We start from the raw sequence: 17,847 nt of genomic DNA on the forward strand, positions 1-17,847 counted from the left end.
AAATTGGTCGAAAACGCCCGCCGGGCCGGGTCCTGCGGCGAGCGAGGACCCGGCCCATCCGTTGATCGGAGATCAGGGGTTGAAGAGACGGTGCAGCCAGCCGAAGGTGCCTTCGAACGCGTCCCACGTCACTGAGCCGATTTTTTCGTAATGGCGCTCCAGCAAGAACTGCGGGATAGCCGACCAACCTTCCGGCAGGGACCTCTTGGCGATCTTGATCGAGCCGATTCCCGTGAAGACGGTGTTCACCATCGCCTTCCCGAGGGCTGTGTGGAACTCACTGCTCTCCCAGCCGTAACGCATGCCGTTCGCTCCCGCCGCGAGGAATCCGGAGGCGATGGACACGATCTTGGCGCCGGTGCCGATGGCGGCGAGAACGGCGGCGAGCGGTAGCGCTCCCGCGGTGAGCAACGCGCCGACACTGCAGCCGGCGGAGAGCAGGCCCGCCCAGTCCGCGAGGCGGTCGAAGAACTTCGCCGATTCCTCCAGTAGCCGATCAGGGTTGTTCTGCCACATCCCGATGATCGACGAATCGCCCTGCGCGTTGGGATCGAGACTGTCGTCCCTCGCCGCCCTCTGCGCCGCGAGCGCGGCCTCGGCTTCCGCGGCCATGACGACGATGTGCCGGGCGTGGCTAGCCGCCTCCGCCGCCGCCGTGGCGTCTTTGCCCGCCTGGATGGCGGACACGCGGGCGCTGTTCGCGGAGGCCTGGGCCTGGTAGGCGAAGCTGACCGCCCGGTCGGCACAGTCGAACGCGCGCAGCATCGAGGAGTTCGCCGAGCGCCGGGCCTTGTTCGCGACGGCGGCCGCGGCCGCGGCCTGGTCCGCGGATCGCCGGGCGTCCGCGGCGGACTGCTCGGCGGCGGCGGCGTTGTTCGCGGCTTCGGTGGCGGAGCGCTGGGCGTCCGCCGCGTACCCGGCCGCCCGGTTGGCCCAGGTGACCGCTTCGGCGGCGGCTTTCCTGGCCTCGGCGGCGGCCTTGGACGCGAGGGCCGCGTCCGCCAGCGCGTTCGACGCGACCCTGGCCGCGTGCGCGATGGCCGCCCGGATGGCGGCGACGTGCGTGGCCCAGTCGTGGTCGAGTCGAGTGGTGTCGAACTGGGTACCGGCGACGAAACCGCGACGCATGTTCGTGGTGCCCGCGAGCGCGATCTTCGCCGCCGCCTTCGTGTACGGGCCGCCCTCGTTGAGCAGCCGGTACGCCTCGACCTGGTCGTCCTCGGCGGCCGCGTCGACGATGGTCACCTTGAGGAACCGGTGCAACGCCGCGGGCGATCCGTCGTTCAGCGCCGCCTCCGCGGCGGTACGCACCGCTGTCCCGGGATTGTCGGCGAGAATGGCGAAGATCGTCCGCCTGTTGTCCTCGGCCGCGGCGTTGATCGCGCCGGTCGTGAGGAACTCGGTGACCGCCCCGGGATTCTCGGCCTCCAGCGCCTGGGCGGCGGCGGTGGCCACCGCCATCGTCGACACACCGGCCACGGCGGCGACGGATTCGGCGTCGTCCTGCCGTTGTGACAGCAGCCGGTCGGCGCTCAGCCAGGCCAGCACGTCCTCGTCACCGCCCGCGACGGCGAACTCCGCCGCCGACTTCGTCCAGCTCCTGGTGAGCCCGTTCGTGATCAGCTGGAGCGCGGCCTGCCGTCCCAGCGTGGCCGCGCGGCCGGTGTCGCCGGCGCGCATCGCGGTTTCGGCGTCGGCGATCAAGGTGCGGGTCGCCTCGTCGGTCAAGGCGTTCTGGGTTTGCTGCCGGGCGAGCCTGGCCCGTTCGTCCGCCTCCTCCCGCGCCTCCCGCTGGGCGAGTTCGACGCCGAGTTCGGTCTCCACGGCCAGCGAGGCGGTCTCCGCGTCCCGTGCCGCCTGCTCGACGGCCCGTGCCTGGTTGACCGTGTTCAGGGCCAGTTCGGCCGCGGTGACCGCGCGCTGGGCGGCCGCCGTGGACCTGTTCGCGTAGTCGATCGCCTGGCCGGCGTGGTTGGCGGCCTCCTCCGCGGCGGCCGCCGCGGCGTCCGCGTGGTCGGCCGCGCTGTTCGCCGCATCGCGTGCGGCGGCGGCCGCCACGGAGGCCTGGTTGGCGAACCCCCGCGCGGCCTCCGCCGCCCGGTTGGCGCGAGCCGCCGCCGCCGTGGCTTCGGCCGCGGCCTGACGCGCTTCCTGGGCCTCGGCCTGTGCCACCCCGGCGGCCGACGCGGCGTCGGACGAGGCCTTCGCGGCGTCTGCCGCGTCGGTCGCGGCGGCCGCGGCCGAGCTACCGGCCGAGACCGCGCTCCAGCTGGCGATCCGAGCCTGCTCGGCGGCTTTCGCGGCGTTCCGCGCTTGCCCGGCGGCGTTGCGGGCGGTGACGGCGGCCTGCCGGGCGGCGGCCGCCGCGCTCGCGTTGTTGGACGCGGAAATGGCCGCGTTGTACGCGCGAGCGGCGGCCTGGCCCGCCGCGGCGGTGGCGTGCGCGGCGGCCTGGGAGGCATAAGCGGCGCGGCGCGCGGCCTGCTGGGCGGCACGGGAGGCGCTGATCGCGGTGGCCGCGCAGGAGGCCGCGTTCTTCGCCGCGCGGGCGGCGGCGTTGGCCGCCTTCGCCGAGCGGCGCACGTCGTTCTGCGCGGCTTGGGCCTCCGCCAGCGCGGCGAGCGCGGCCTGTTTCGCCTTGGCCGCCGCCTCCTTCGCGGCGTTGGACAGGGCAACGGCCTGATCGGTGCACCGTTGCGCGATGCGGCCTTCCCGTTCGACGATCCCGACCAGCTGCTGGATGGTGGCGGACTCTTCGTCGCGGGCGCGGGCGATGTACTGACCGGTGCGCAGGAACCAGTCGATCGCTTCGGGGGTACCGGCGTCGATCGCCCGCTGGGCGTAGAGCTTCACCTGCGGTGACCCGGTGTTGAGCATGGTGAAGACGAGGATCCTGGCGTCCTCGTCGTGAGCCGGGTACTGGTCGGTCTCGATGAACGCGGTGAACGCGGCCAGGGTGTTGGTGTTCAGTGCGTTGGTCGCCGCCCGCTGTACCGCGGTCCCGCCCGTGTTCTTGATGGTCAGTACCTCGACCCGCTTGTCCTCGGTGACCGCGGCGCTGTAGCCGTCCCGCAGGAAGGCCGACATCGCGGCGCTGCCGCCGGACAGGGCGGTGCCGATCCCGGCGGTGGCCGCCCGGCCCGCGAAGGGCAGCGCGGCGAAGAGGGCGAACCGGTTGTCCTCGTCGATGGCGTGCTGGAGCCGGTTGTTCAGGAAATCCGTGATGTCCGCGTCCGAACCGAGCAGGGCGGCCTTCCCCTCACGGCGGACCGCCTTGCCGCCGATCTTGTACTGCCACAGTGCCCGGCCCCTGGCGGTGTCCGGCAGCCCCGCCTCCGCCGGGCCGGTCTCGGCGAGAGCCGGGCCGGCGCCGGCGAGAACGAACCCGGCGGGCAGTGCGGTCAGCGCGGCGGCGCCTCCGAACACGCGGAGCGCGGTGCGTCTGGACCATTCGTTCGAGGACATCACGGATTCCTTTCCAGAGCGGGGCTTGCTTCAGGGCGGGACGGGGATTTACCGAGGGGGGAGGCAAAGGTGTCGTGGCCAGGCTCGGTGGCGGTGGTCGTGAGTGGGGTTTCGGGCTCTAACCCGAATCGCCACTCACGACCCCCTGAACCCGCCACGGCACCTTCGCCCCGCCTCGTCACCAGCCGAAGTTGCTCAGGCCGGTGCCGTACTGGATCTGGTTGAACCCGGCCGTGTTGATCGTCTTGGTGTGGGTCAGCGTGATCGCCCCGGCCGGATCGACGGCCACCGCGGGCTCGACGTCGGGGTTGGAGTTCGCCGCGGGGGTGGTCCGCAGTGTTGGCAGCCTGCCGGTGGTGGTGCCATCCGCGTTGACGCCTCGCACGTACACCTCGCCGCCGTACCGCCAGGCGACGACGGCGCGCCGCTGGCCGTCGATACCGACCTTCGGTTCCGCCCCGTTCGGGCCGTAGCTGGTGGCGCCCCCGGTACCCGCCGCGGTGTACGACCGGACCGCGACCTGCCTGTTGCCCGTGCTGTCGTTCTGCCAGCCGACGACGAAGTTGCCCGCGAAGTCGGCGGCGACGCTCGCGTCACGCTGATCCCCGGTGCCGCCGGGGGCGCGGTACCCCAGTGACTCCGTGCCGTCCGGGGCGAACCCGCGGATGCGGATGGCGAACGAACCGCCGCCGGTGTCCATCTCCCAGACCACGACCGCGTTCCCGTTCGAGCCCATCGCCACGTCGGGGTTCTGGCTGGGACCGGCGCCGGGGCTGATGATCTGTTCCCACTTCTTCGCGGTGATGGCCGAGTAGAACGCCAGGCGCACCTGTTTCGGGGCGCCGTTCCAGGTTTCGAAGGCGATGGCGAAGCCCGTGCCGTTCGGGTCCGCGGCGATCCGGGGATTCTGCTGCTGTCCGGCCGCGTTCGCGTTGACCAGGGCCGAGCCGGTCTCACGGGCGGCGGCGTCGAACGTCTTCACCCTGATGTCGTAGTAGCCGTTGCCGTCATGGTCGTCCGCGTAGGTGACGATGGTCGTGCCGTCGTCGCGGACCGCGACATCCGGCTGGATGTGCTTCCAGTTCGCCGTTCCGGTCCCGGTGACCGCGCGGGTGAACTTGGGCTGCCCGTTCTGGTACAGCCGCAGGTAGACGTTGGTGCCGACGGTGTCGGCGGGATTGGTGCCCAGCCGGTCGTCCTCCCACACCACCGCGGTCGTCGCGCCGTTGTTCGAGGTCGCGATCGCCGAGTCGGTCTGGTTGTCGCCGGAGACCGTGGCCGCGTCGGTCCAGTGGACGCCCAGCGCGACGTTCGCGATCCACGGCCGCACGTCGTCGACGCGGGTGTCGATCGCCCCGGTCCGGGTCTCGGTCGACGGCGTGCCGAAGCAGCCGCCTTGCCAGGAGCGGCTGTTCACCGCGGCCACCTCGACGCCGGAGGCGGTGGTGCGGAGCGCGGGGCCGCCGGTGTCGCCGGCGCAGACGGCGGCGCCGTTCTGCCCGGTGAGCGCGAGGTCCCCACCGGTGACCGCGTCGACCGTGAAGGTGCCCGCGTGCTGGTGCAGCGGCGCCCACTCGGTCGCGGTGCGGCCGTAGGCGGGGAGGGTCAGCCGCTCACCGGCCGTCGGCGCGGTCGAGCTGACCGCGACCGGGGTGACGCCCGGGACGGACAGGTTGAGCTGGGCCATCATCAGGTCCCGTGACTCGTGCGGCACCAGCCGGAGCACGTTCCGCACCACGCCGGTGGTGGTCGTGAGATCGGGGCGGCCGACGGTCGCGGTGACGGGCTGAGGAGGTGCGCCCGACGGCGGGAGACCGGTGCCGGGGGTGGCCGAGAAACAGCTCGAGGCGGTGAGCACCCAGCCGGGCGCGACCAGGGCGCCCGAGCAGGCGCGGGCGCCGTTGCCGATGTCCAGCCGCACGACGAACGCGTGGTCGCCGTCGCCGCCGACGACGGCCGCCGCGGGTGTGGTCGTCACCGCGGTGGCGGCCAGTGCCAGGCCGGACAACAGAGCCAGTCTTCTGGTGGGTCTTTTCATGACTGAGTTCCTCGCACGGTGGCCGGTCAACGGGAGACCTTGATTTCCAGGAGCATGTACTCGCCGCCGGTGCCGCCGGGGTCGGTCTCGCCGACGCCCGCGTAGCTGTTCGGCGGCACCTTGTAGGTCTTCTTCGTCGCCCCGTCGTCGGGGGTCAGGACGACCTCGCTGGTGAAGTTCCCGGTGTCCACGCCGTAGACGGACGGCATTTCCACGGTCAGGTGACCGGTCTTCCCCGAGACGCGGAAGCACACGTAGCCGGGGGCAGGCTGGCCACGTTCGGCGATCCGCAGCAGATCCGGATCCGCCGAGTCGGCCGGGCAGGTGGCGAGCAGCACGATGTGGCCGTCGCCGCGTTTGAGCAGGAACCCGCGTTCCGCCTGGATCTGCGCGGCCTGCGGGTAGTTGAAGTCCTCGATCGCGAGCGGTGGCAGAGCGTCGGCCTGCGGTGTCACGTCGGCGCCGGCGGGAACTACGCCGATGGCGAAGCCGGCGAGACCGGCGAGAGTGGCGGCCAGCGCCGCTCTCCACGGATGCTTCATACGGATCTCCTCTTGCGGTGGTTTCCCGGCGCTGACGTGCCGGTGGTCGGTCGGGACGAGGCCGCTGCCCGTTCGAAGTCGGCGCGCGCCTGGCCGGACAGGCCGAGCCCGGCCGCGATGAGCCGGACCGTGTCGCGGCGGGGCCTGCTGACCCGGCCGTGTTCGAGATCCCTGATCGCCCGGACACTGACGGTGGAGCGGGCGGCGAGAAGCCGCTGGGTCGCGCCGAGGCTCTGCCGGTGGCTCCGCAGCAACTCGCCGAAGTGGGCCGGACGCTCATCCGCCGGGGTGATCGACTCCAGCGCCGGGGCGGCTTCGGCCACCCGCATGAGGTATCCGGGAGGCCTGGTGACGATGGTCGAGGGCAGCCCGATCCCGCCCAGGCTCGCCCGCAGCGCCGACACGCAGAGCCGTACCTGGGTCCGCGCGGTGGCGGGCGGTTCGGTGTCCCAGACGGCGTCGATCAACCGGTCGATGCCGACCACCTGGTTCGCGTTGAGCAGCAATACGTCCAGCACGATCGCCTGCCTGCCGGACAGGCCGATGTGAACACCTCGAGTCACTGGCGTCCTCCGGTTCGCTCAGCGACTCACGTCACCGATGCCGCATCATGGTCGGAAAGCGACAGGGGAGGGACAACCGGAAGTTTCACCGAAAAAGTGCCGGTTCGGCGTGCGTGGCCGGAGAAGCCCGCCCGGCTCGGGTGAGCGGAGCGGGCTCGGCGGCGCTATCCGCAGCAGATGTTGTAGCCGTGGTTCCGCCAGAACATCGACGGGCTCGGGTTGTCGAGCACCGGATCGCCGGTGCTGTCCGCGGCGCTCTCGCGCCTGCCCGGACGGTACTCGACATGCGTGTGCGTGGCGGTGGCGCCGCGGTACTCCTCGGTGCCGATCTGCTGGCCGCGGTTCACGAACTCACCGACCGCGAGCCCGTTCGACGGGTTGAGGTGCAGGTAGATGATGGTGAAATCCTGATCACGATTGTAGATCGCCAACGTGGACAGGCCGCCGCTGCCGTTGCTGCCTTCGGTCTTCCTGATCACGTAGCCCTGCGTCATCGAGTACACGGGAGCACCGAAGCCGCGCGCGAAGTCGATCCCCTCGTGCCTGCCCGACGTGCTCACGTAGCCGTCGAAATAGGAGGTGATGCGGCCGGAATCACTGTGGTACAGCCCGGTTTCCAGCCAGTCGTTCCCCACAAGGCCGAGCAGGTGCCCGGCGTTTTCGTTGTACGCCGAGCTCAAGTTGCCTTTGGCGCCGTGCGGGAACGAATCGATCGGCCCGGTCCAGCCGTTCTTGGAGAACACGGTGACGACCGCGTCCCGCCGGTTCCACACCGAGGCCGCCTTGTCCTTCACGCACAGGCCCCTCCCCGCGCCCGCGCCGAGGAAGTGATAGCAGTCGGAACTCGTGCCGTAGTTGGCGACCGACGCGTCGAAATCGCTGACCGATCCCTGCTGATTACTGTTGTAGTACAAGCAGAACTCGCCGTCCTCGCAGACGCCGTTCCGCGCCGTCGCGGCTTGTGCCGCCGGGGTGACCAGGAGAGTGCTGCTCAATGTCAGTGCCACGCCGAACAGTACGGCCATCAATCTTCTCAACGACGTTCCCTTTCTCCCTGAACGCGGCCAATCAATCAGTGCGCGACGCTACGGAGCCGGGAGACGCTCAGGGAAGTCATAAAGGGCAAACTGCCGCTCGGTGGGCGGCGCGGGTCCGCCGGTGCCGACGGCGGCCTCGACCGGGCGACCACCGGCACGGCGCACCCGCGGACAGCCGAGGCATGTCGCGAAAGCCACTTTCGCGACGCCTGACGTCCCGAAAGTGGCTTTCGCGACACGATCCCGCGCGCCGCCGTAGGAAAAGCTCAGTGTCCTATATGGACGATCGGTGTGACTAGCCGTCCCGCCAGTGCCTCAGGGTGCCCATCCTGTACTCGCGGATACCGTCCCACGCGAAGAAGATCACCGTCTTGAACCCGACGAATCCTTCTGGCCAGTCGTTGTCGCACACTTTCGTGGTTCCGCCGCCGGAGGTGTTGTAGCACAGCCAATACCGGGTGGCTCCGTTGACCGTCATCTGCACCCTGGCCATGACCGGATTCCCGTCGGCGCAGTGATCCCGCACGGTGATGCGGTCACCGTTGAGCGTGACCCAGGCGTCACCCACCGACCTTCGCTCTCCCATGCACTCCATGGAGGTGGCCATGCTGACCGGTCCGACGTCGATGCTCGTGTAATCGGCCGCGGCGACATGGGGCGTGGCGAGCATCTGTGACAAGAAGACCAGCGCTGTCGCCGCGACTGGCGCGAGAATGCGCGAAAAACGGGGCATTGCGTTCCCTTCGGTTCGGCTATCGCATCGGCCCGAGGGTAACGCGCGTCCGATATCGGACGCAGGGGTCATTCGGACCACAAAGGACACTCGGATCCGAATGACTTCCTTTTGTGGAAAACACTTCGAAAATCAGCGAGCGCCGAGAGCGCGGCGCCCGGCGCGGTGCAGCGCGGCGAGCTGGAGACCGAGTACGACGCCGACGCCGATGGCCGCGGTGGAGACGATCGCTTCGGCCACGGCGGTCCACGCGCCGGGGACCCGGGCGAAGACCTGCGACAGGCTCAGGTAAAGCGCGGGGCCGGGCAGCACGGCGCCGGTCAGCCCGGGGATGGTGACGACGGCGGTCGGCACTCGCAAGGTCCGGGCCGCCGCGCCGGCCAGTGCGCCGAGCACCGTGGTCGCGAGGAAGATCGACAGCGGAGTGGCCAGGCCGAGTATCGAGTGCCCCGCCCAGTTCACCAGGGACGTGACGATCCCGGCGCCGCAGGCGAGCAGCCACCACCGCGCGGGCGTGCCCATCAGGATCGCGTTGCCCAGTGAACCGACGAGCGCGGTCGCCGGCACCAGGGCGAGCGGCAGCGTGGCGAGGTGGACCCGGCCTGCCTCCCCGAGGATGTCGAGATCGTTGGCCACCGACACCACGACCATGACTCCGGTGACGATCGCGCCGGTGAGCAGCAGAACGGTGACCATCCGCGCCGCGGCCATCAGGTGGAAGTCGCCGACGGCGTCTTCGACCAGGGACACCAGCGACAGGATCGGCAGTAGCAGCACGAGATTGGCCGCCGAGAGGCTCGCGGCCTCGTGCCCGTCGAGCAGGCCGAGGGACAGCAGGGAGATCGCGGCGACGAGCACGGTGCTCGCTTTGGCCGCGACCTGGAAGAACTCCGCGATGCCGATCGTGCCGAGCGCCCAGCCGACGCGGTTGGCGAGCACGAACAACGCGGCCGAGACCACCGCGGCGAGCGGGGTGCCGTTGGCCTGCAGGCAGATCATCGCCGCGAGGAGGCAGCCGCCGAGCAGGCTGACGTACCACGGCCAGGTCGGGCCCGCCTTGGCGAGTTCGCCGATCGCGTGCTCGGCCTCTTCGGGCGAGGTCGCGCCCGTGCCGGCGCGGACCGCGAGCGCTTCCAGATCGCCCATCCGGCCGATGTCGCGGGTGTCGTTCGCTTCGACACTGCCCAGCAGCACCACCGGCTCGCCGCCTCGGCTCGGGCAGTACTGCAGATGGACCGTCCGCACCCCGACCGAGATCCGCGGATCGTCGATACCGCCCGCGTTCGCCAGCCGGCGGATCGTGCGGACGACGACGGCGGTCTCGATGCCCTGACGGAACATCTGCATCGCCACGTCGAGCGCGAAGGCCAGCACACGTCGCGCCCGCGCGCGTTCCTCCTCCGACATGGTCGGCACTGTAAGGGCTGACCCGTGCGGGACGGAGCCGCTGGCCGGAGCGGAGGCCCGGCTTAGCCCGATCGTGGCACGAAGAGTGAGAACGCCGGGCCGCGCAAGCTTTTCCGGTCGATGAGGGCCCGGGACACTCAGCGTCTCTATTCACCGCCGATCATCCCTGACTTCATTGCCCGCGCCACTCGTTCATGTGAACCGGGCGCTTCCGAAGATCACGCGAAGAGTGCTTGAAGCCGCCATCCGAATGACCCGCCGGGACGGACCGCAACCTGCGCGCGTGAAGTTCCGGCGAGACCCCGATTTCACCAAGAGTGACTGTTAGCGTGCGGATTGAAGTCATGATCTTGGCTGTGGAGGAGGCATACGATGAACCGTCTTGTCATCGCCGCGATGAGCGCGGTGTCCGCCGGCGCCCTGCTGATGGTCGCGAGCCCACCGGCTCAGGCCGCGGCCGGGGAAGTGGTGGTCTTCTCGACCGAGTTCCAGCGTCTGGACACCTATCGGAACCCCGACGGCTGCTACAAACTCCCCATCGCCGCCCATGTCCTGGCCAATCTGACCTCGGCCGAGGTGGTCGTCTACGGCGATCCGCTCTGCCTGACGCCCGGGATGCGCGTCCCGGCGGGCTACGGCTCCCACGTCCCACCGGGCACCGGGTCGTTCTCGGTCAGCTGATCGTTTCGTGTGACATCGAGACTGAGGGGGTCCCGTGTCTGTCGATCTTGTCGTGGTCGGAGTCGGTTACGTCGGACTGCCGTTGGCCGAAGCCGCCTGCGAGGCGGGTTTGTCGGTCGCCGGGTACGACACTTCACCGAGGGTCGCGGCCGCCGTGGCCGCTGGGCGTTCGCATGTGCCCGACGTGACCACGAGCCGGTTGCGGGCCATGCGGGCGAGCGGGTTCACCGTGACGACCGACCCCGGTGTGCTCGGCACCGCGGAAACCATCGTGCTCTGCGTGCCGACCGGGCTGGACCCGTCGGGCGGGCCGGATCTCGCCGCGGTGCGTGAGGCGGCGGAGACGGTGGCCGAACAGTTGCGGCCGGGAACGCTGGTGGTGCTCGAGTCGACGAGTTTTCCCGGCACCACCGACGAAATCGTCCGCCCGATCCTGGAGAAGCACGGCCTGACCGCGGGGGAGGACTTCGCGCTCGCCTATTCGCCCGAGCGGGTCGACCCGGGCAACCGCCGCTTCGGCATCCGGAACACGCCGAAGGTGATCAGCGGGCACACCCCGTTGTGCGCCAAGTACTGCGCGGCGTTCTACGGGCGCTTCGTCGACACGATCGTGGTGGCGCGCGGCACCAGGGAGGCCGAGATGGCCAAGCTGCTGGAGAACACCTATCGCTACGTGAACATCGCCCTGGTCAACGAGATCTCCATCTTCTGCGACCGGATCGGGGTCGACGTGTGGGACGTGGTGCACTGCGCCGCGACCAAACCCTTCGGCTTCATGCCCTTCGTGCCGGGGCCGGGCGTCGGCGGGCACTGCATCCCGGTCGACCCGAAATACCTGCTGGACAAGGCCGACCGGGAAGGGAGCCCGCTCGGTGTGGTGCACGCCGCCCGGCTCGTGGACGACCGGATGCCCGAGCACGTGGTCGAGCGGGTGACGCGCCTGCTCGCCGAGCAGGGAAAACCGTTGTGCGAAGCGAAAGTCCTGCTGCTGGGTGTCGCGTACAAGGCCGACGTGCCGGACACCCGCGAGTCCGCCGCCATCCGGATCGCCCTCCGGTTGCGCGCGCTCGGCGCGGACCTGTCCTACCACGACCCGGTGGCCGCGGCCGTACCCGAATTGGGGCCACCGGCCACCGACCTCGACGAGGTGCTCCGAACCGCGGACGTCACCGTCCTGCTGGTGGCGCACCGCGCCTACGACCTCAGCCGGCTGACCTCGACGGCCAGGCTGCTGTTCGACGTGACGGGCCAGGTGCCCGGAGAGGAGGTCGTCCGTCTTTGACCGTGTCCGGCGGGTCGAGAGCCGCCGGGTACGCGCGTACCGCAGATTCTTCCGAGTTCACGCGAAAAGGAGTGTGCACGAATGACCACGGCGGTCAAGAACGACAGGCTCAAGAAGCGTTTCGAGAAGTGGGACGTCAACGGTAACGGCAAGATCGAGAAGTCCGATCTCGAGGCCGAAGCCGGCCGGATCATCAAGGCGTTCGGCGAAGACCCGGCCTCGCCACAGGCGCGCGCGGTGAAGGACTCTTTCGTGGCGATGTACGAGTACCTGGCCGGTAAGGCGGGCGCCGGCCCGAACGGTGCGCTGAGCGAGCAGCAGTTCACCGAGGTGATCGAGGCGCAGATCTTCTCCGAGGGCGACTCGGGATTCGACCGGGTGGTCCGGCCCACCATCGCCGCGATCGTCGGCCTGTGCGACACCGACGGCGACGGCGAGGTCAACCAGCAGGAGTTCGCCAAGTGGCTGGCGGCCATCGGGGTCGAGTCCTCGGCCGTGGCCCCCGCGTTCCGGGCGATCGACGTGAACGGCAACGGCAAGCTGACCGTCGACGAACTCGTGCACGCGGTACGCGACTACCATCTCGGCAAATCGGACGTGCCCCTGCTCGGCAAGTAGCGGCGAAGTGGTGAGTGTTCCCGGGGCCGGGAACACTCACCACCGGCCGCGGAAACGCACCTCCAGCTCCGGTTTCAAGCCGAGCTCTTCACCGGTGACCGGCGGCGTGGTGTGGATGAGAATGTTGTAGTGGTTGGGAAAATGACAGCCGTCGAAGCCGAGCACGGTGCCCACGAGTTCGCCGCCGATCCACACCTCGTCGCCTCGGTCGATCACCCCCGCCCGCTCGATTTCGGCGAAGCCGAGGAAGCCGACGCGGTCGATCGGCGCTCCGGGCTCCGTGTCCTCGTGGCCGGTCGTGACGAGTTCGTGGATCTCGCCGGCGCGAACGCATCGGCTGGCGAAGGGCTCCAGGCTCATTCCCCGGTCTTCACGGTGATGTACGAGCACCTTCACCACCGTGCCGGTGATCTCCCGTTTCGGCCCGTCCTCGCGCATCGCGCTCCTTCCGGTAACACTCGTCCACTATGGACAGAGTGGTGAGACCGCTGTCGCGCCAGGCCCCGCCCTTGCGCACGGCTTCCTCGAACTCCCGCAGCAACCCGTCGTACTCGTGCCGGAGCGATTCCTTGAACGCCGGGAACCCGGCGAGCATGTCGGCGCGCAGGACGGTGCCATCGGTCAGGGTCACTTCGACGTCCTTGACCTCTCCGGGAAACGACCAGTCGAGTTCCACCACCGCGTTGTCGAGCACGAGGGTCGCCTGCCTGTCGACGCCCTCCGCGTCCCGCGTGATCCGCACGCTCCGCAGCGACACCGCCCCGAGGAACAGCTGGACGAGGTCGAGCGCGTTCGGTCCGTTGTCCGCCACGCAGCCGCCTCCGCAGCGCGCGGTGTCGAGATACCAGCGGTCACCGCCGACGTGTTCTTCGATCCGCTCCAGATATCGCACCCTCAGCGAGGCGATCGGCGCCCGGCCGGCGAGGTCGTCGTGCAGCGCCCGCACGTTGCTGTTGTACCTGCGGTGGAACGCGGTGAACAGGGCGACGTCGTGCCTCGCCGCTCTCGCCACGAGATCTTCGCCGTCGGCGAGCACGGTGGCGAGCGGCTTCTCCACGCAGACCGGCAGACCGGCGTCCAGCACGTCCCGGCACACGGCCGCGTGGACGTCGTTGGGCGCGGTCACGATCACCGCGTCGAGCCCTCCGGCGGCGAGCATCTCCCGGTGATCCCGGTAGCCGGGCACGCCGATCCCGGCGAGCGCCGCCGGATCGAGATCGCAGACCGCGGCGAGCCCGAAGGCACGGGACCGTTCCACCGCGGCGAGGTAGAAGCGTGCGATGACGCCGAGCCCCACGACACCGACGCGGATCATCCGACCGCCCTTTCCCGCGCCGCGTGCAGTACTTCGTGGACCTCGTCGGGCACCGGCACCCCGTGCGCGCGGAACCGGGCCGCGCGTTCACCCTCGTGCCAGCCCGGATAGACGACCGGGGCGGCGGGGTCGCGGGCGGGCCAGCCGCGCACGGCGGCGAAGAACGCGGTCGCGTCGGCGGCGAATCCGCCGCGCAGGAGTTCGGGTGCGATCGCCAGCGTCAGCACCCCGATGTCGTCGTCGCGGTTCCCGCCGGCGGACAACGCGCCGAGCATGGCGCCGGGTACCAGCGCGCCGAGCACCTCGACGAGCAGGCCAAGGCCGAATCCCTTGTAGGCGCCCGTTTCGGGGTCGCCGCCCAGCCACAGCAGGTGGGCGTCGCCGCGATCGAACGCGGCGGCGTCGGTCACCGGCGCGCCGTCATCGGTGGCGAGCCACCCCGGCGGGATCGCGCGGCCTTCCCTCGCCGCGGCCCGCACCCGCCCGGTCGGCACGACGGTGGTGCTCATGTCGAGGACGAACGGATGCGCGTCACCGGCGGGACAGGCCAGCGCGAGCGGGTTCGTGCCGAGCATCGCCGCCGCGCCACCCGGTGGCGGGGCGATGCGCTGCCCGCCGCAGTTCGACGCGACGAGGCCGATCATGCCGTGGGCGGCGGCACGCGCGGCGTGGTGCCCCGCACAGCCGATATGCGTGGCGCCCCGCAGCGACACCATCCCGATGCCGTGCCGCGAAGCCCTGGCGCATGCCAGCTCCATGGCCTGCGACGCCGACCACAACCCCAGCGTGCGACGGGCGTCGGCGAGGACGCACGCGCCCAGATCGGTCTGGATCACCATGTCCGCCGCCGGATTCGCCCGGCCTTCGTCGAGCAGTGGCAGGTACAGCCGGGTGAGGTTGACCAGTCCGTGCGAGGTCACCCCGGTCAGGTCGCCGTGGCACAACGCGGTGGCGGCGATCGCCGCCCGGTCCCGCGGGACGCCGCGGTCCACCAAGATCGCGGTGACCAGGGACAGAAGCTCGGGATAGGGCATCAGCACGGTCATGCTCCTCCGTTCCGGCTGAATCGCACGACGATCTCGCGGACGACGTCGGAGAACTTGTCGAGCTCTCCGACGTCGGCGAACTCCCCGGCGGAGTGCGCGTTGTTGCCGCCGAGGGAACCGGGGCCGAGGACGGCCGTCCGGGTGCCGGGGACGTCGGCGAGCCACAGGGCGTCGCAGGTGAAGCCGGGCTCGTCGTCGGGCCAGCGGGTGACGAACTCGTCCAGCAGGGGGATGTCCCGCGGCATCAGGGCGGGCAGGTCGCGTTTGAGCCACCGCACGTCGGTGATCGCCGCGGCGTCGGCCGCGGTACGGGCGAAGGCGGCGGTCTCACTGCACCGGGTGACGAACGCGGCGATGCCCGACCGCAGCCCGTCCTCCAGCGCGGAGGTCATCTTCGCCGCCGCTTCCCGGCTGTCGTAGGGAATGTTGAGCAGAAGCTCCCCGCTGCCGTACACCCTGTTGTGCAGGCGTCCGGTGTGTAGCCCCGCCACGCAGACCCGGCCATGGTCCGCCAGGTCGAGCGCGAGGTGCTGGGCGAGGAAGCCGAGCAGGACGGTGGCGTTGTGCCCTCGGTGCGGTTCGTCGTCGATCGCGTCTTCCCCGCGCACCCGCACGCACGCGGTCATCGACGCCGAGCAGCGGGGCAGGTAGCGCAGGCCGGTCGGCTCGCAGAAGATGTTGAGCTCGCCGTGGAAACCCGCCTCGACGAGCGGCCGCGTGCCGAACGTGCCCATCGCGCCGCCTTCCTCGCCGGAGACCGCCTGGATGAGCACGCCGGCGTCCCGGCCGACCGCCGGATCCGCCGCGACCGCGGCCCGGATCCCGGCGAGCAGCGCCACCGCGGGCCCCTTGGCGTCGATCGCGCCCCGGCCGGTGAACCTGGTCCCGTCGAAACCCGCGGGCTCGAACGGCGCCACGGTGTCGAGGTGGACGTTGAACATCACGGCGGGACTGGCCGGGCCGAGCCGGAGCACCAGGCTCGGCTGGCAGGCGAGGAAGTCCGGCCCGGCTTCGCGGACCGCGACCGGGACACCGGGCCGGTGCAGCACCGAGGGTTCCGGGGTGCCGAGGTACAGCGTCTCGAAACCGATCCCGGCCGCCGCATCGGCGTAAGCCCGCATCGCGTCCCAGAGGCGGACTTCACCGGTCGTTTCGAGCGGACCGGCCGTCGGCAGGGCGAGCAGCCGTGACAGCAGTTCCCGATCCTCGCGGATCACGGGAACAACCCGGCCATCGCCCGGCCGGCGGCGACGAACGTGGCCGCCGCGTCGTGCGCGAGCACACCCGGCTCATGGGGTTTGAGCGCGAGATGGGGTTCCAGCGACCAGGCGCCGCGATACCCGTTGGCCTGCAACAACTTCACGCAGTCCGCGACGCGTGCTTCACCCTCGCCCGGGAGGGTGAAGCCGTGCTCGTCCGCGTCCTTGACGTGCACGTGCTCGACGTGGCCGGCGATATCGGCCAGCAGGTCGAATCCGTCGTAACCGTGGGGCACGCCGTTCCCGGTGTCGAACAGCAGTTTCAGCGCCGGGCTCGCGACCTCGTCCAGCAGTTCGAGCATCCGCTCGGCACTCGTGCCCGCCCAGCCCGAGCAGTTCTCGTGCAGCAGCGTCACGCCGTGCCGTTCGGCGTGTTCGGCGAGCACGGTGATCCTCGCGATGGCCAGGCGGCGCCAGTCGTCCTCGCACAGGCCATCGCCGGGATACGACATGATCCGGAGATAGCGGGTGCCGATCGACCGCGCTCGCCTGGCGAGGACGTCCAGTTCCGCGAGGTCGTGCCGGAAGTCGCTGGTGATCGGCCTGCCCCAGCCGCCGATCCGGGACGCCAGGCAGACCACGCCGATCGCCTTGCCCGCCAGCCTCGTCGCGACCTCGTCGAACCGCTCGTCGGTGAGGTCGGCGACGGGGATCCGATCGACGGTGCGCAGCTCGATCGTCCGCCACCCCAGTGTGTCGAGCGCCGCGATCTGGCCCCCGAGGTCGTCGGCCGCCTCGTCGGTGATGCCGGCGAACACCGGGTCAGTCGGCATGGGCCGCCACCGCGCCGGGTTCGGGACGGGAGACCGGTTCCGCGCAGATGTTCTTGGCCACCGACAGCAGTTGCACCACCTCGGTGGCGAAGGTGAAGCCCTGCGTCTGCTCCCCGTCCACCTGGAACTTCCGGTAGGCCTGGAACATCCATTCGGTCATGGCGTCGTCGCGGAGCACGACGTGCTCGGACCGGCCGTTCGACCGCAGGGTCAGCTGCGAATGGTGGTCGTCGCCGCTCACCGCGAAATGCCCGACCGCGGTGCCCGTTTCGAAGTCGACGGTGACGCGCCGCTCCCGCACCGGCGAGGTCAGATCCGAACGGATCTCCGTGTGGATTCCCGAATTGTGCCGGAGACCGACGCTGGCGCCGCCCATCCGGGGGCCGACGTTCCCCTCGACCTCGAGATCGGTCCCGGACGCGTGGGTGACCCGCGCGGCGCCCGCGAGCCGCAGCGCGAGCGCGACCCCGTGCGGCAGTTCGACGTCGAAGGCGGTCGGGTGTCCCGGCGTCACGAGCGACCGGCGGAACCGCGGTTTGTTCTGCACGATGTCGATGGATTTCGGAGCGCCGAAGCGGCCGCTGCGGATCAGCTCGACCAGCCGGGCGGTGAGCGTGCTGGCGAGCCAGGGCTCGACGACCTCGACGTGCAGTTTGTACTTGCGGCGCAGGCGGATGATCCGGGCGAGGTCGTCGATGTCGGCGGCGAGCGGCTTCTCCACGATCACCTTGCGGAAGCCCAGCGTGGCCAGTTCGGAGAGCACGGCGAGGCGTTCGGTCGGCGGGGTGCAGACGTGCGCGACGGTGACGGCGGGGTCGAGTCCGGCGGCCGCGGCCTCGATGGTCGGAACGACCTCGAGACCCGCCCGCGGGGCGACGTTCGGCCGCGGTTCGCACGCGGTGACGGGAGCGTCGTCGAAGAGCAGCGGGGTCCGGGTACGGAGTTTGGCCAAGACCGGCAGATGCAGACCCGCGCCTGCCCGGCCGAGTCCCACAATGAGTGAACGCACTGGTGAGCCTGCTCCTCAGAGTTTCCCATTCGGAATCCATCGCAAAACTGACATCCGCCATGATCAACTGTCAATACTT

At 70.3% G+C, this 17,847-nt stretch carries 16 protein-coding genes; 3 read left to right on the forward strand and 13 right to left on the reverse strand.

All coding sequences use genetic code 11. The features are described 5' to 3' along the window. Positions 1–72: 72 nt before the first annotated feature. The 7 genes from NQK81_RS39500 to NQK81_RS39530 form a co-directional block, all read right to left on the reverse strand. Positions 73–3,465 carry an ALF repeat-containing protein gene (locus NQK81_RS39500; RefSeq protein ID WP_257485541.1) on the reverse strand — a complete coding sequence of 1,131 codons (3,393 nt, stop codon included), beginning with the start codon at positions 3,463–3,465 and terminating at the stop codon, positions 73–75. A gap of 178 nt (positions 3,466–3,643) precedes the next feature. Beyond that, positions 3,644–5,503: a trypsin-like serine protease gene (locus NQK81_RS39505; RefSeq protein WP_257485542.1), complete on the reverse strand. Its 1,860-nt coding sequence runs from the start codon at positions 5,501–5,503 to the stop codon at positions 3,644–3,646. 26 nt (positions 5,504–5,529) lie between these two features. After that, positions 5,530–6,045, reverse strand: coding sequence for a hypothetical protein (locus NQK81_RS39510; RefSeq protein ID WP_257485543.1), 516 nt, complete (start codon positions 6,043–6,045; stop codon positions 5,530–5,532). Then, positions 6,042–6,608, reverse strand: coding sequence for a helix-turn-helix domain-containing protein (locus NQK81_RS39515; protein WP_257485544.1), 567 nt, complete (start codon positions 6,606–6,608; stop codon positions 6,042–6,044). Before NQK81_RS39515 ends, NQK81_RS39510 begins: the two co-directional genes overlap by 4 nt. A gap of 164 nt (positions 6,609–6,772) precedes the next feature. After that, positions 6,773–7,633, reverse strand: a complete 861-nt coding sequence (locus tag NQK81_RS39520) for a peptidase inhibitor family I36 protein (protein WP_257485545.1) — start codon at positions 7,631–7,633, stop codon at positions 6,773–6,775. 307 nt (positions 7,634–7,940) lie between these two features. Next, on the reverse strand, positions 7,941–8,315 hold the full coding sequence (locus NQK81_RS39525) for a hypothetical protein (protein WP_257485546.1): 375 nt from the start codon (positions 8,313–8,315) through the stop codon (positions 7,941–7,943). Between the two features lie 195 nt (positions 8,316–8,510). After that, positions 8,511–9,785, reverse strand: a complete 1,275-nt coding sequence (locus NQK81_RS39530; protein WP_257485547.1) for a threonine/serine exporter family protein — start codon at positions 9,783–9,785, stop codon at positions 8,511–8,513. A 372-nt stretch (positions 9,786–10,157) separates the two neighbouring features. On the opposite strand from NQK81_RS39530, the gene NQK81_RS39535 reads away from it, so the two are divergent. The 3 genes from NQK81_RS39535 to NQK81_RS39545 all read left to right on the forward strand — a co-directional run bounded on the left by NQK81_RS39535 (position 10,158) and on the right by NQK81_RS39545 (position 12,366). Next, positions 10,158–10,466 (forward strand): hypothetical protein, encoded by a 309-nt coding sequence (locus tag NQK81_RS39535; RefSeq protein WP_192741324.1) that lies wholly within the window; start codon positions 10,158–10,160, stop codon positions 10,464–10,466. Positions 10,467–10,500: 34 nt separating this feature from the next. Further along, on the forward strand, positions 10,501–11,748 hold the full coding sequence (locus tag NQK81_RS39540) for a nucleotide sugar dehydrogenase (RefSeq protein ID WP_257485548.1): 1,248 nt from the start codon (positions 10,501–10,503) through the stop codon (positions 11,746–11,748). Positions 11,749–11,829: 81 nt separating this feature from the next. After that, on the forward strand, positions 11,830–12,366 hold the full coding sequence (locus tag NQK81_RS39545; RefSeq protein WP_257485549.1) for an EF-hand domain-containing protein: 537 nt from the start codon (positions 11,830–11,832) through the stop codon (positions 12,364–12,366). A 36-nt stretch (positions 12,367–12,402) separates the two neighbouring features. On the opposite strand, the gene NQK81_RS39550 is transcribed toward NQK81_RS39545, so the two are convergent. From NQK81_RS39550 to NQK81_RS39575, 6 genes are read right to left on the reverse strand one after another with little or no spacing between them, the layout of a single operon-like run. Then, positions 12,403–12,804: a DUF6917 domain-containing protein gene (locus NQK81_RS39550; protein WP_257485550.1), complete on the reverse strand. Its 402-nt coding sequence runs from the start codon at positions 12,802–12,804 to the stop codon at positions 12,403–12,405. Further along, positions 12,737–13,681 (reverse strand): Gfo/Idh/MocA family protein, encoded by a 945-nt coding sequence (locus NQK81_RS39555; protein WP_257485551.1) that lies wholly within the window; start codon positions 13,679–13,681, stop codon positions 12,737–12,739. Before NQK81_RS39555 ends, NQK81_RS39550 begins: the two co-directional genes overlap by 68 nt. Next, a complete protein-coding gene (locus NQK81_RS39560) occupies positions 13,678–14,727 on the reverse strand; it encodes an Ldh family oxidoreductase (RefSeq protein ID WP_257485552.1) in 1,050 nt (349 codons plus the stop codon). The genes NQK81_RS39555 and NQK81_RS39560 overlap by 4 nt, the downstream gene beginning before the upstream one ends. Then, positions 14,724–15,944: a M20/M25/M40 family metallo-hydrolase gene (locus tag NQK81_RS39565; protein WP_257485553.1), complete on the reverse strand. Its 1,221-nt coding sequence runs from the start codon at positions 15,942–15,944 to the stop codon at positions 14,724–14,726. Before NQK81_RS39565 ends, NQK81_RS39560 begins: the two co-directional genes overlap by 4 nt. Next, positions 15,941–16,759 carry a sugar phosphate isomerase/epimerase family protein gene (locus NQK81_RS39570; RefSeq protein WP_257485554.1) on the reverse strand — a complete coding sequence of 273 codons (819 nt, stop codon included), beginning with the start codon at positions 16,757–16,759 and terminating at the stop codon, positions 15,941–15,943. The genes NQK81_RS39565 and NQK81_RS39570 overlap by 4 nt, the downstream gene beginning before the upstream one ends. Beyond that, a complete protein-coding gene (locus NQK81_RS39575; protein WP_257485555.1) occupies positions 16,749–17,768 on the reverse strand; it encodes a Gfo/Idh/MocA family oxidoreductase in 1,020 nt (339 codons plus the stop codon). Before NQK81_RS39575 ends, NQK81_RS39570 begins: the two co-directional genes overlap by 11 nt. Positions 17,769–17,847 lie beyond the last annotated feature (79 nt).

Origin of the sequence: Amycolatopsis roodepoortensis (assembly GCF_024628825.1) — a bacterium.
Taxonomy (GTDB): domain Bacteria; phylum Actinomycetota; class Actinomycetes; order Mycobacteriales; family Pseudonocardiaceae; genus Amycolatopsis; species Amycolatopsis roodepoortensis.

Excerpts from the sequence above, each read along its gene's own strand:
- NQK81_RS39535 (WP_192741324.1), top strand. The coding sequence starts at position 10,158 with ATGAACCGTCTTGTCATCGCCGCGATGAGCGCGGTGTCCGCCGGCGCC.
- NQK81_RS39520 (WP_257485545.1), bottom strand. The coding sequence starts at position 7,633 with ATGGCCGTACTGTTCGGCGTGGCACTGACATTGAGCAGCACTCTCCTG.
- NQK81_RS39525 (WP_257485546.1), bottom strand. The coding sequence starts at position 8,315 with ATGCTCGCCACGCCCCATGTCGCCGCGGCCGATTACACGAGCATCGAC.
- NQK81_RS39560 (WP_257485552.1), bottom strand. The coding sequence starts at position 14,727 with ATGACCGTGCTGATGCCCTATCCCGAGCTTCTGTCCCTGGTCACCGCG.
- NQK81_RS39550 (WP_257485550.1), bottom strand. The coding sequence starts at position 12,804 with ATGCGCGAGGACGGGCCGAAACGGGAGATCACCGGCACGGTGGTGAAG.
- NQK81_RS39545 (WP_257485549.1), top strand. The coding sequence starts at position 11,830 with ATGACCACGGCGGTCAAGAACGACAGGCTCAAGAAGCGTTTCGAGAAG.
- NQK81_RS39510 (WP_257485543.1), bottom strand. The coding sequence starts at position 6,045 with ATGAAGCATCCGTGGAGAGCGGCGCTGGCCGCCACTCTCGCCGGTCTC.
- NQK81_RS39505 (WP_257485542.1), bottom strand. The coding sequence starts at position 5,503 with ATGAAAAGACCCACCAGAAGACTGGCTCTGTTGTCCGGCCTGGCACTG.
- NQK81_RS39530 (WP_257485547.1), bottom strand. The coding sequence starts at position 9,785 with ATGTCGGAGGAGGAACGCGCGCGGGCGCGACGTGTGCTGGCCTTCGCG.
- NQK81_RS39555 (WP_257485551.1), bottom strand. The coding sequence starts at position 13,681 with ATGATCCGCGTCGGTGTCGTGGGGCTCGGCGTCATCGCACGCTTCTAC.
- NQK81_RS39570 (WP_257485554.1), bottom strand. The coding sequence starts at position 16,759 with ATGCCGACTGACCCGGTGTTCGCCGGCATCACCGACGAGGCGGCCGAC.
- NQK81_RS39500 (WP_257485541.1), bottom strand. The coding sequence starts at position 3,465 with ATGTCCTCGAACGAATGGTCCAGACGCACCGCGCTCCGCGTGTTCGGA.